This window comes from Cellulomonas dongxiuzhuiae (assembly GCF_018623035.1).
Classification (GTDB): domain Bacteria; phylum Actinomycetota; class Actinomycetes; order Actinomycetales; family Cellulomonadaceae; genus Cellulomonas; species Cellulomonas dongxiuzhuiae.
On the sequence record NZ_CP076023.1, the window covers coordinates 2,975,605 to 2,988,007 of the forward strand.

9 protein-coding genes are annotated in these 12,403 nt (G+C 73.8%); 1 reads left to right on the top strand and 8 read right to left on the bottom strand.

Annotation, left to right across the window (positions count from 1 at the left end; all coding sequences use genetic code 11):
• Nucleotides 1–7: 7 nt before the first annotated feature.
• Both htpX and KKR89_RS13380 read right to left on the bottom strand, forming a co-directional pair.
• Nucleotides 8–877 (bottom strand): zinc metalloprotease HtpX, encoded by an 870-nt coding sequence (gene htpX / locus KKR89_RS13375; protein ID WP_208195865.1) that lies wholly within the window; start codon nucleotides 875–877, stop codon nucleotides 8–10.
• A 157-nt stretch (nucleotides 878–1,034) separates the two neighbouring features.
• The gene (locus KKR89_RS13380) at nucleotides 1,035–2,420 is read right to left on the bottom strand and encodes an FAD-dependent oxidoreductase (protein WP_208195866.1); all 1,386 of its coding nucleotides are present in this window, start codon (nucleotides 2,418–2,420) and stop codon (nucleotides 1,035–1,037) included.
• 210 nt (nucleotides 2,421–2,630) lie between these two features.
• On the opposite strand from KKR89_RS13380, the gene rarD reads away from it, so the two are divergent.
• Nucleotides 2,631–3,545, top strand: a complete 915-nt coding sequence (gene rarD, locus KKR89_RS13385) for an EamA family transporter RarD (RefSeq protein ID WP_208195867.1) — start codon at nucleotides 2,631–2,633, stop codon at nucleotides 3,543–3,545.
• 18 nt (nucleotides 3,546–3,563) lie between these two features.
• Here rarD and KKR89_RS13390 read toward each other — a convergent pair whose 3' ends face one another.
• The 6 genes from KKR89_RS13390 to nuoL form a co-directional block, all read right to left on the bottom strand.
• The gene (locus tag KKR89_RS13390) at nucleotides 3,564–5,222 is read right to left on the bottom strand and encodes an RDD family protein (protein ID WP_208195868.1); all 1,659 of its coding nucleotides are present in this window, start codon (nucleotides 5,220–5,222) and stop codon (nucleotides 3,564–3,566) included.
• A 28-nt stretch (nucleotides 5,223–5,250) separates the two neighbouring features.
• The gene (locus KKR89_RS13395) at nucleotides 5,251–6,018 is read right to left on the bottom strand and encodes a PP2C family protein-serine/threonine phosphatase (RefSeq protein WP_208195869.1); all 768 of its coding nucleotides are present in this window, start codon (nucleotides 6,016–6,018) and stop codon (nucleotides 5,251–5,253) included.
• A gap of 13 nt (nucleotides 6,019–6,031) precedes the next feature.
• The gene (locus KKR89_RS13400; RefSeq protein WP_208195870.1) at nucleotides 6,032–7,039 is read right to left on the bottom strand and encodes a polyprenyl synthetase family protein; all 1,008 of its coding nucleotides are present in this window, start codon (nucleotides 7,037–7,039) and stop codon (nucleotides 6,032–6,034) included.
• Nucleotides 7,040–7,136: 97 nt separating this feature from the next.
• Complete coding sequence (gene nuoN, locus KKR89_RS13405; RefSeq protein ID WP_208195871.1) at nucleotides 7,137–8,837, bottom strand: NADH-quinone oxidoreductase subunit NuoN; 1,701 nt, start codon at nucleotides 8,835–8,837, stop codon at nucleotides 7,137–7,139.
• Nucleotides 8,834–10,381 carry an NADH-quinone oxidoreductase subunit M gene (locus KKR89_RS13410; protein ID WP_208195872.1) on the bottom strand — a complete coding sequence of 516 codons (1,548 nt, stop codon included), beginning with the start codon at nucleotides 10,379–10,381 and terminating at the stop codon, nucleotides 8,834–8,836. The genes nuoN and KKR89_RS13410 overlap by 4 nt, the downstream gene beginning before the upstream one ends.
• Nucleotides 10,382–10,411: 30 nt before the next feature.
• Nucleotides 10,412–12,397 (bottom strand): NADH-quinone oxidoreductase subunit L, encoded by a 1,986-nt coding sequence (gene nuoL, locus KKR89_RS13415; protein ID WP_372438567.1) that lies wholly within the window; start codon nucleotides 12,395–12,397, stop codon nucleotides 10,412–10,414.
• Nucleotides 12,398–12,403 lie beyond the last annotated feature (6 nt).

The following is a 12,403-nucleotide window of genomic DNA, read 5'->3' on the forward strand; positions in this document are numbered from 1 at the left end:
GCGCGACTCAGTACCGCGTGATCCCGCCGCCCGCCATCGCCTCGAGGCGCGCGATGCGCTCGGGCATCGGGGGGTGCGTCGCGAAGATCCGCGCCAGCCCGGCGCCGCGGAACGGGTTCGCGATCATGAGGTGCGACACGTCGACGAGCTCCCGGTCCTGCGGCAGGGGGCGCGCGTTCGTGCCCGCCTCGAGCTTGCGCAGGGCCGACGCGAGGGCCAGCGGGTCCCCGGTGAGCCGGGCGCCGTCCTCGTCGGCGTCGAACTCCCGCGTGCGCGAGATCGCCAGCTGGACCGTCGTCGCCGCGAGGGGCGCCAGGAAGACCATCAGCAGGGCCGCGAGCGGGTTGCCGCCGTCGCGTCGGTCCCCGCCGCCGAGGTACAGCGCCAGGTGCGCCAGCGAGGTGATGATGCCCGCGACCGCGGCGGCCACCGACGACGTGAGGATGTCCCGGTTGTAGACGTGCATGAGCTCGTGGCCCAGGACGCCGCGCAGCTCGCGCTCGTCGAGGATCGCCAGGATGCCGTCGGTGCAGCAGACCGCGGCGTGCTGCGGGTTGCGCCCCGTGGCGAACGCGTTCGGCGCCATCGTCGGCGACACGTACAGCCGAGGCATGGGCTGGCGGGCCGCCGTCGACAGCTCACGCACGATCCGGTACATCACCGGCTGCTCGAGCTCGCTGACGGGCCGCGCGCGCATCGCGCGGATCGCGATCTTGTCGGAGTTCCAGTAGCTGTACGCCGTCATCGCCACGCCCAGCAGGGCGAAGAGCCACAGGTACCGTGCGCCCCCGACGAGCCACCCGATCCCGAGCAGCACCACCCACAGGGCGCCGAACAGCGCCGCCGTCTTCAGCCCGTTGTAGTGCCGGTGCCCCATGTGCGTTCCTCGTCCTCCCCCACGTCCCACGTCGAGCGTGACATGCCTACCGGCAGAACGCCCGGTGCCCCGCGGACGTTCCCGTGCGGACGGCGCGTGGGCGCAGCACGCAGGCCCCCGGACGGGCGGACCGTCCGGGGGCCTGCGTGCGACGTGCTCAGTCCTGCGGGACCTCGCGCCCCAGCGCGACCGCGACCATGTGCTCGCGCGGGACGACCTTGACGCGCTCCCGGCCGTGGGGCTCGCCCAGGGACCGCTCGTACGCGTCGAGGAGCTCCCAGCCGGACCACTCGATGGTGTCCGCTCCCCGCTGCGCGAGGAAGTCGAGCACCGCCTGCGGGTCGCGCTCGGTCGCCGTGTAGAACGCCTCCCCCGCCGCCGCGACGTCCTCGCCGAGGTGACGGATCGTCTCCGAGGCGTCCGACTTGGTGTGGCCGATGAGCCCGACCGGGCCGCGCTTGATCCACCCGGTCGCGTACACGCCCGGCAGGTGGTCGCCGTCGACGTCGAGGACGCGGCCCTCGCGGTTGGGGATGACCCCGGCGACGTCGTCGAACGGGATGTCCACGAGCGGCGAGCCGAAGTACCCGACCGCGCGGTAGACGGCCTGGACGGGCCACTCGTGGAGCTGGCCGGTGCCGGTGACGTTGCCGTCGCCGTTGAGCGCCGTGCGCTCGGTGCGCAGGCCGACGACGTGGCCGTCCTCGCCGAGCACCTCGACCGGCTTGTGCAGGAAGTGCAGGTGGATGCGGCGCGAGGCCGTGAGGTCCTCGGGCTCCTTGAGGGTCCAGTCCGTGAGCGTCTTGACGACCTGCTTGGTCTGGTTGCTCGAGTGGATCGCGGCCATCGAGCCCTCGTCGAACTCGAAGTCCTCGGGGTAGACGACCGTGTCGACGTCCGGCACGTGGCCGAGCTCGCGCAGCTCCAGCGGCGAGAACTTGGCCTGGGCCGGGCCACGACGCGCGAAGACGTGGACGTCGGTGACCGGGTTCGCCTTGAGGATGTCGTAGACGTTCTGCGGGAGCTCGGTGGGCAGCAGGTCGTCGGCGTGCTTGGCCAGGATGCGGGCCACGTCGAGCGCGACGTTGCCCGCGCCCAGCACGGCGACCTGCGTGGCCTCCAGGGGCCACGTGCGCGGCACGTCGGGGTGCCCGTCGTACCAGGAGACGAAGTCGGCGGCACCGTAGGAGCCCTCGAGGTCGATGCCCGGGATCGGCAGGTCCGCGTCGCGGATCGAGCCCGTGGAGAAGATGACCGCGTCGTAGAAGGTGCGCAGGTCGTCGAGCTTGAGGTCGGTCCCGTAGTCGACGTTCGCGAGCAGGCGGATGTCACCGCGCTCGAGCACCTTGTGCAGCGCGACGATGATCTGCTTGATCCGCGGGTGGTCGGGGGCCACGCCGTAGCGCACGAGGCCGAACGGTGCCGGGAGCCGCTCGAACAGGTCGATGCTGACGTCGAGGTCGGTCTTCGACAGGATGTCGGCCGCGTAGATGCCGGCCGGACCGGCGCCGACGATCGCGACGCGCAGGGTCGGGGTGCTCACGGGACCTGGTTGCCTTCCGCTGTGGGGAGCCCTCGCACGACGGGGCGTCCGGACGGAGGTGACGTCGCGCCACACGGCCGCGCCCCGCCGTCGGTGCGAGAGCAGTGCCTGCCAAGTCTAGGACGCGGGCACGCACCTGCTCGACGTCCACTCCACGATACGGACAGCCCACGATGTGGACAGCACGCGGACCCCGCCTAGAGTCGCCGCGTGGACGCACCCGCCCCCGGTCGCCGCGGCGGCCTCGCCGCCGGCGTCGGCGCCTACGCGCTGTGGGGCGCCCTCCCCCTGTACTTCCCGCTGCTGACCCCCTCCGACCCGGTCGAGATCATCGCGCACCGCGTCGTGTGGTCGCTCCTGTTCTGCCTGGTCCTGCTGCAGGTCACCGGCACGTGGCGCCCCTTCGTCACGATCCTGCGGGACCGCGCGCTGCTCCTGCGGCTCACGCTCGCGGCCGTGCTCCTCGCGGTCAACTGGCTCGTGTTCGTCCACGGTGTGACCACCGGCCACGTCGTGGACGCGGCGCTGGGGTACTTCATCAACCCGCTCGTCACGATCGCGCTCGCGGTGGTCGTGCTCAAGGAGCGCCTGCGCACGGTGCAGTGGGTCGCGGTCGGCTGCGGCGTCGCCGCGGTCGTCGTGCTGTCGGTCGGCTACGGGCGCCTGCCGTGGATCGCCCTGGTGCTGGCGGGCAGCTTCGGCACCTACGGGCTCATCAAGAGCCGCGTCGGGCCGCGCGTCACCGCGCTGCCGGGACTGGCCGCCGAGACCACGGTCCTGGCGCCCGTCGCCGTGCTCTACCTCGTGTGGCTCCACGCCACGGGTGCCGGCACGTTCGCGCTCGACCTGCACGGCCTCGCGCTCGTCGGCACGGGCGTCCTCACGGCGGTGCCGCTGCTGCTGTTCAACTCGGCCGCGCGGCGCCTGCCGCTGACGACCGTGGGCCTGCTGCAGTACCTGGCACCGGTCCTGCAGCTGGCCATCGGCGTGCTGGTCGCGGGCGAGCAGATGCCCCCCGCCCGGTGGTGGGGCTTCGGGCTGGTGTGGCTCGCGCTCGTCGTGCTGACGGTGGACGGGCTGCGGCACTCGCGGCGGCCCTCGCCGCGCGCGCCGACCGCCGCCTGACGACGTCGCGTGCGGCCGTCAGTCGGCCTCGACGCGCGCCTCACGGTCGCCCAGGCGCACGGTCCAGCCGGCGCCGACGAGGGCCCGGGTGTTCGCCGGCAGCACGCGGGCCGTGCCCGCAGGGTCGATGACGACCGTGCCGTTGGTGGAGCCGCGGTCGCACACCCAGATGGCGGAGTCCTCGTCGGCCGTCGCCGCCTCGGGGCCGAACTCGGCGTGCACGCGCGAGAGCGACCGCGCGGCATCGCTCAGCACGACCACGTGCAGGATGTCCTGGCCGTCCTCGGCCCGTGGCCCACGGCCCACGAGGCCGCGACCCACGACGCGCACGCGCTCACCGGTGTCGAAGTGCAGCGCGAGGGTGCCGGTGCGGCGGCGCAGGGACTCCGGGTCCCGCACGCGCGTGTGCTCGAGCTCCGCGAGGTCCTCGTCCAGCGCGTGCGCCACGGCCTGCCCGGCGGCCGGACGCGCGCCGCCCTGCCCCGGGACCGCAGCGGGGGGCGGGGGCAGCAGATCGACCTCGGGCAGCCCGGCAGCGGGCCGCGGGGTGGCCCCGGCGGGCGCCGCGGGGACGAGGTCGGCGAGCGGGGGCGTCACGGGCGTCGTCGCCGACGCCGGCGGCGGCAGGACCGGGACGGCCGGCGGCGCGGGGGCGAAGAGGAAGTCGTCCACGGAGGCGTCGGGGGCAGGGGCGGCGGGGACGGGGGCGGTGGGGACGGCGGGACCCGAGGGCGCCGAGGGCGTCCACGGCCGCGCGGCGCCCTGCGGGCCGGCGGCCGCAGCGGGACGGGCCGGACGTGCGGACGACGCGTGCGCGTGCACCACCGTGGTGCCCGACGCCTTGTCGTGCCACCCGCGACGGCGCGGACCGGAGTCCCACGCGGCCGAGGCTGCCACGACCCAGTTGCCGACGAGGCAGGCGAGGGTCCCCGCACCGACCACGAGCTGCCGGAGCAGCGCGCGCCAGACGCCCGGGACGCCGCCCGTGCGCTCGTCGACGGTCCGCAGGCCCATCAGGCGCGCCCCGAGCGTCGCCCCACCGAGGCCCTCCGCGAGCACCTGCGCGACGGCGACCAGCAGGCCCAGCAGCGCGGGCAGCAGCACCATCCCGCCGTCGGTGAGCCGGACCACGAGCAGCCCCACGCCGGCCGCGGCCGCCGCGGCGACGACGTCGATCGCGTACGCCAGCACGCGCGTCCCGACGGGCGGCGGGACGTCCGCGGCGCGCGACGGGGCGGGGCGCGTCGGTCGGGCCGAGGCCCGCACGTCACGCGCGGCCGCGGCCGCGTCGAAGGCGGCGGGCGGCGTCGGCACGGGCGGTGCGGGGAGCGGTGCAGCGCCGGGGAGCGGCGCGGGGCCCAGGGACGGGGCAGAACCCGTGAGCGGGGCGTCCGCGCGGTGCGACGAGGGTGGGCGCAGACCGCTCGCGGTGCCACCGGCAGGCGGTGAGGCCGCGGATGCGACGCTCTCCCGCGACGCGGTGCCGCCCGCGGCTGCCCGGCGCGCGGCCAGACCGCCCGCACGGGGGGCGTCGTCGTCGCCCGGGACGTCGTCGTCCTCCGTCGCGGGGCGCGCGATCAGCGGGACCCGGGCCCCGCAGACGGCGCAGGACTCGGCGTCGGGGGCGAGCGGCATGCCGCACGATGCGCAGCGCGGGGCCGAGGCGCGGGTGCTCACGGGCGGTCCTCCGGGGTCGGGTGCGCGGTCATCGTGCCACGTCGGCGCCCGTGGCCGCGCCCGGTTCCCGGGTGACGGCCACCGCGTCCACGACCACGACGGTCACGTTGTCCTGCGCACCGGCGGCGAGCGCCTCGCGCACGAGGCGGTCGGCGGCGGCCCGCGGGTGCCGCTCGGTGCGCAGCACCGCCTGGACGCGCGCGTCGGACAGCGCCTCCGTCAGGCCGTCGGAGCACATCACCATGCGGTCGCCGGGGCTGACCGGGAACATCCGCAGGTCGGGGTCCACACGGGACGCGGCGCCGCCCAGCACCCGCGTCACGACGTGCCGCCGAGGGTGGCGCGCGGCGTCCTCGACCGCGACCAGCCCCTGCTCGACGAGCTCGGCCACCTCCGAGTGGTCCTGCGTGACCTGCTCGAGCATGCCGCCCGCCATGCGGTACGTGCGCGAGTCGCCGACGTTGAGGACGAGCCAGCACGGCACGCCCGCGTGCTCGGTGACGACGACACCCGTGAGCGTCGTCCCGGGACGCCGCTGCCCCTCCGCGGGCAGCTCCCGGACGGCGCTGTGGGCCTCGCGCACGACGCGCGTGACGTCGTCCATGGTCGGGGTCGTCCCGGCGAGCCGGGCCACGACGTCCACGGCGACGCGCGACGCGACCTCGCCGGCCTCGTGCCCACCCATGCCGTCGGCGACGAGGAACAACCCGTCCGACGCCGACGCCGTGTCCTCGTTGGTCTCCCGCGCCGCCTGGTCGGTGGCGACGCCGTACCGCAGCCGGACGCCCGCAACCATCGCCGCTACCGCGTCACGACGCGCGGTCGACGAGGGCGTCGGCGAACGCGACCAGGGCGTCCTTCACGGCGCCGGGCGGCAGCGGCGCCAGCTCCGTGACGGCCTGGCGCGCCAGCTCGACGGCGCGACGGCGGGTGACGGCGACGACCTCGTGCTCACGCAGCGCTGCGACGGCGACCGCGAGGTCGCCGTCGTCGCTCAGGTCGGAGTCCAGGAGCGCCACGACCTCCCGGTCGGCCGAGCCGGCAGGCCCCGACGCGGCACGCGAGCGCAGCAGCAGCGCCGGCATCGTCGGCACGCCCTCGCGCAGGTCGGTGCCGGGGGTCTTGCCGGTGACGGTGCCGTCGGAGGTGAGGTCGATGACGTCGTCCGCGAGCTGGAACGCGACGCCGATGGTCTCGCCGAACTGCGTGACCGTGCGCACCTCGTCCGGCCGGCAGCCGGCGAACATCGCACCGAACCGTGCGGAGGTCGCGATGAGCGACGCCGTCTTGTCCGCGAGCACCTGGAGGTAATGCTCGACGGGGTCCTCGTCGGGCCGCGGCCCGACCGTCTCGTGGAGCTGCCCGAGGCACAGCCGCTCGAACGTCTGCGCCTGGATCCGCACGGCCTCCGGGCCGAGGCCCGAGACGATGGACGACGCGCGGGCGAACAGCAGGTCACCGGTGAGGATGGCCACCGAGTTGCCCCACACCTCGTGCGCCGAGGGTGCCCCGCGGCGCAGCGGTGCGGAGTCCATGACGTCGTCGTGGTAGAGCGTCGCGAGGTGCGTGAGCTCGACGACGGCCGCGGCGTCGACGACCTCGCGCCGGTTGCCGTCGCCGAGCTCGGCCGTCAGGAGCGTCAGCAGCGGACGCAGCCGCTTGCCGCCGGCGTCGACGAGGTGCCGGGACGCGTCGTGGGCGATCGGGTCGGCGTACGAGACCGCGTCACGCAGCAGCTCCTCGACGAGCCGGAGGCGCCCCGTGAGGCGCTCGGCGAGCGCGGCGTCGTGCAGGGGCAGGGCGAGGGCGGTCGTCACAGCACGAACCTATCCGCACCACGGCCGCGGGAAGGAACCGAGGGGGCGTGATGTCCGGTCGCTCCCGGTCCGCCCCGTCGGCGCCGTCCGCGTCGGCTCACGGCAGCAGGACCGCCACCGACGCGATCGCGTCGAGCACGGGCGACGGCGCGACGCCGAGCACGACCGTGATCGCCGCGCACACCGCGACGGCGACGACCGTCAGACCCTCGCCACCCACCGCGACCGTGCGCGTGGTCCGCTCGGCCTCGGCCGTCGCGACCGCCACCGGGACACGGACCGGGTCGGCGCCGCCGGCCGGCGGCGCGGTGGTGCCGGACGCGAGCGAGGAGACCTCGGTGTGGTCCGCGTCGGTCCCGTCGTGGCTCTCCGTGAAGAACATGAGCACGATGATGCGGACGTAGAAGAACGCCGCCGCGGCCGAGGCGAGCACGCCGACCAGCGCCAGCTGCCACGCCCCGCCCTCCACCGCCGCGGAGAACACCGCGAACTTGCCGACGAAGCCCGCGGTGAGCGGGATGCCGGCGAACGACAGCAGGAAGAGCGTGAACGTGACGGCCACCACCGGGTGCGAGCGTCCCAGCCCCGCCCACTGCGGCAGGCGCGTGGCCTCGCCGAGCACGGCCGGGGCGCCGTCGGCGCCGGTGCCCTGCTCGCGCACGAGCGACACGAGCCCGAACGCGCCCACCGTGGCCGCGCCGTACGCCAGCAGGTAGAACAGCACGGCCGTGATGCCGGAGTCCTCGAGCGCGACGACACCCGTCAGGACGAAGCCGGCGTGCGCGATCGACGAGTACGCGAGCAGACGCTTGACGTCGGTCTGCACGAGGGCCGCGACCGTCCCGACGACCATCGTGAGGATCGCCACGACCCACAGGACGACCTCGAGGTCCCAGGCCATCCCCGGCAGCATGCCGTAGACGACGCGCAGCAGGGCGCCGAAGGCCGCGACCTTGGTGCAGGCGGCCATGAAGGCTGTCACGGGCGTCGGGGCGCCCTGGTAGACGTCGGGCGTCCACATGTGGAACGGCACCGCGCCGACCTTGAAGAACAGCCCGGCGAGCAGCAGCAGCGCACCGACGACGAGCAGGCCCTCGAGCCCGTTCGGCGTCGCGGTGGCCGCCGCGATGTCGGCGTACCGCAGCGAGCCGGCGTAGCCGTAGAGCAGGCCGATGCCGAACAGCATGACCGCCGAGATGAACGCGCCCAGCAGGAAGTACTTCATCGACGCCTCCTGCGACAGCAGGCGTCGGCGCCGACCCATGCCGGACAGCAGGTACAGCGGGAGCGAGAGCACCTCGAGCGCGACGAAGAGCGTCAGCAGGTCGGTCGTCGCGGGGAAGATCATCATGCCGCCGGTGGCGAACAGCAGGAGCGGGAAGACCTCGGTCTGCCGCAGGCCCTTGCTCCGCGCGAGCTCCTCGTAGTCCGAGCCCGGGACCGCGGCTGCGGACGGCGCGAACGCGTCCTCACCGCCCGCGACGCGGTCGGCGAAGATCAGCGTCGACAGCAGCGCGAGCAGCACGATCGTGGCCTGCAGCACGAGCGTCGGGCCGTCGACGACCAGCGAGCCGCCCAGCACGTCGGTGCCGCCCGTCCGCTCGACGCCCGACCACAGCGCGGCGACCGCCAGCAGCGCGCCGGCGAGCGACGCGAGGGTCAGGACGAGCTGCACGGTGCGGCGACGCGCGGCGGGCACGAACGCCTCGACCAGCACGCCGACGACGGCCGCCAGCAGCACGACCAGCACGGGGACCATCGGCCCCCACGCGATCTCGGGGGCGGTGAAGCCGCTCACTGGTCACTCCCTTCGGTACCGGCGGTGGTCGTCGCGGGCTGCACGTCGTCGACGCCGAGCTGCCCGACGCTCTCCTGCGCGGGCGGCCGGACCAGGTCGAGCGCCGGCCCGGGCACGAACCCGAGGACCAGCATGAGCGCGATGAGCGGCCCGACGACCCAGCGCTCGCGCGCGTCGACGTCGGTCATGGTCGCGAGCTCGGGCCGGACGGGTCCGGTGAACACGCGCTGGTAGAGCCACAGGACGTAGATCGCGGCGAGCACGACGCCGAGCGTCGCGACGACCGCTGCCGCCGGGTGACGCGCGAAGGTGCCGACGATGACGAGGAACTCGCTGACGAACGTCGAGAGCCCCGGCAGGGACAGGGCCGACAGGCCGACCACGAGGAACAGGCCGGCGAGCACCGGCACGACCTTCTGCAGGCCGCCGAAGTCGACGATCTGCTGCGAGCCGCGCCGCGCGGCGAGGAACCCGACGAGCAGGAACAGCGCACCCGTCGAGAGCCCGTGGTTGACCATGTAGAACGACGAGCCGGCGATCGAGGTCGACGTGAAGGCGAAGATCCCCAGGACGATGAACCCGAAGTGCGACACGGACGTGTAGGCGACCAGGCGCATCATGTCCTTCTGGCCGATGGCCAGCAGCGCCCCGTACAGGATCGACACGACCGCGAGCACGATGATCACGGGAGCGGCCCAGCGGGACGCCGCCGGGAACAGCGGCAGGCACAGCGTGAGCATCCCGAACGTGCCGACCTTGTCGAGCACGCCGACCAGCAGCGTCGACGTCCCGGCCGGCGCCTGCTGCGCCGCGTCGGGCAGCCAGGTGTGCACGGGGAACATCGGCGCCTTGATGGCGAAGGCCAGGAAGAACGACAGGAACAGCCACTTCTCGACCGTCGGGTCGAGGTCGAGGCCGACGAGGTTCTCCACGAGGAAGCCCTCGGGACCGCCCGGGCCCTGCAGGTACAGCGCGATGACGCCCACGAGCATGACGAGCCCGCCGGCCAGCGAGTACAGCAGGAACTTCACGGCGGCGTAGCGCCGCTGGGCACCGCCGAACGCGCCGATCATGAAGTAGACGGGGATGAGCATCGCCTCGAAGACGACGTAGAACAGGAAGACGTCGCGCGCCGCGAACACCAGGACGATGAACGCCTCGAGCAGCAGGACGAGCGCCAGGTAGTGCCGCAACCGGTCGGTGGGACCGTCCGTGGAGCCCTGCTCGCGCCACGCCGCCAGCACCACCAGCGGCACCAGGACCACCGACATGCCGATCAGCGCGAGACCGACACCGTCGACGCCGAGCGCCCACGAGACCCCGAGCGCCGGGATCCAGGGCGCGGTCTCGACGAGCTGGTGGGCCGCGGCGTCGGCCGTGTCGAAGGCCGCGAAGGCCGCGACCGCGAGCAGGACCTCGGCGAGCGCGAACCCGAGCGCGACCGTCCGCGCACGCGCACGGGCACCGGCGGGCAGCAGCCACAGGGCCGCGGCGCCGAGCAGCGGCAGCACCACCAGCGCGGTGAGCCAGGGGAAGTTCGACATCAGTTCTCAGATCTCCTGTCGGCTCTTCGGTCAGCCGCGCACGGCGAGGACGACGACCGCCAGCGCGACGACGCCGACGACCATGACGGCGGCGTACGAGCGGGCGAACCCGTTCTGGACGCGGCGGACGACGTCACCGACGCCGACCGTCGCCCGGGCGACCCCGGTCACCGCACCGTCGACCACGGCCTTGTCGCCGTACACCAGCGACCGCGTGAGGTACTGGCCGGGTGCGACGAGCAGCGCGTCGTTGACGGCGTCCTGGTAGAGGTCGGCGCGGGCGGCGCGGGTGACCGCGGTGCCCAGGGGCGGCGTCACCGGCACGGTCGAGACCGCGTAGTGGCGCCACGCGAGGACGAGCCCGAGCGCCACGGCGACGAGCGTGAGCCCGATGAGGACCGGTACCGCGAGCACGGGCTCGCCGTGCTCGGCGTGCCCGACGGACGGCTCGAGCCACTCCACGAAGCCGACGCTCGAGAGCACCCAGCCCAGACCGACGGACCCGACCGCGAGCACGATCATCGGCCACGTCATGAGCGCCGGGGACTCGTGCGGGTGCTGCTCGCTACCGTCCTTCTTCCTGCTCCAGCGCTTCTGCCCCTCGAACGTCATGAAGAACAGGCGGGACATGTAGAAGGCGGTGATGCCCGCGCCGATGAGCGCGACACTGCCGAAGACCCACGCGCGCCACGGCTGACCGTCGACGGGCACGAACGCCGCCTCGATGATCTTGTCCTTGCTGAAGAACCCGGCGAAGGGCGGGATCCCGAGGATCGCGAGCCAGCCCGCCATGAACGTGAAGTACGTGATCTTCATGTACCGGCCGAGGCCGCCGAAGCGCCGCATGTCGACCTGGTCGTCCATGCCGTGCATGACGGAGCCGGCACCGAGGAACATGCCGGCCTTGAAGAAGCCGTGCGTCACCAGGTGGAAGATCGCGAACGCGTAGCCGATGGGCCCGAGGCCGGCGGCCAGCACCATGTACCCGATCTGCGACATCGTCGAGGCGGCCAGCGCCTTCTTGATGTCGTCCTTGGCGCAGCCGACGATCGCCCCGAACAGCAGGGTGATCGCACCGACGATCGCGACGACGAGCTGGGCGGTCGGCGCCGCCGTGAACACGGCGCCCGACCGGATGATGAGGTACACGCCCGCGGTGACCATGGTCGCGGCGTGGATGAGCGCGGACACCGGCGTCGGGCCCGCCATCGCGTCACCGAGCCAGGACTGCAGCGGGAACTGCGCCGACTTGCCGCACGCGGCGAGCAGGAGCATGAGGCCGATCGCGGTGAGCGTGCCCTGCGAGACGTCGCCGGACGCGGCACCCGCCTCGACCGTCGCGAAGTCCAGGCTGCCGAACGTCGCGAACAGCAGCCCCATCGCGATCAGGAGGCCGACGTCGCCGATGCGGTTGGCCACGAACGCCTTCTTCGCGGCGACCGCGTACGGCGTGTGGTGGTTCCAGAAGCCGATGAGCAGGTACGACGCGAGGCCGACGCCCTCCCAGCCGACGAACAGCAGCACGTAGGAGTCCGCCAGGACCAGCAGCAGCATGGCCGCGACGAAGAGGTTGAGGTAGGCGAAGAACCGGCGCCGCGCCGCGTCGTGCTCCATGTACGCCACGGAGTACACGTGGATCAGGGTGCCGACGAAGGTCACGAGCAGGACGAACGTCAGCGACAGCGGGTCCACCCGCAGACCGGCGTCGATGCTCAGGGCACCCGCGTCCAGCCACGTGGCCAGGTGCACGTCGTGCACGCGCTGGCCGGCGGGCTGGCCGAGCACGGCCAGGAGCAGCACGACGCCGACGACGAAGGCGCCGGCCGAGGCGAGGACGCCGAGCCAGTGGCCCCACCGGTCGGCACGGCGGCCGAGCAGCAGGAGCACCGCGGCGGACAGCAGCGGCAGCGCGACGAGCCAGACGGCCGCCTGCCCGCCGCTCCACTCGGGGGCAGCGACGACCGGGTCGACCGCCGGCAGCACGGCAGGCGCGGTCAGGGAGATCAGGGTGTGCACGTGCTG

Excerpts from the sequence above, each read along its gene's own strand:
- KKR89_RS13395 (WP_208195869.1), bottom strand. The coding sequence starts at position 6,018 with ATGGTTGCGGGCGTCCGGCTGCGGTACGGCGTCGCCACCGACCAGGCG.
- htpX (WP_208195865.1), bottom strand. The coding sequence starts at position 877 with ATGGGGCACCGGCACTACAACGGGCTGAAGACGGCGGCGCTGTTCGGC.
- KKR89_RS13410 (WP_208195872.1), bottom strand. The coding sequence starts at position 10,381 with ATGTCGAACTTCCCCTGGCTCACCGCGCTGGTGGTGCTGCCGCTGCTC.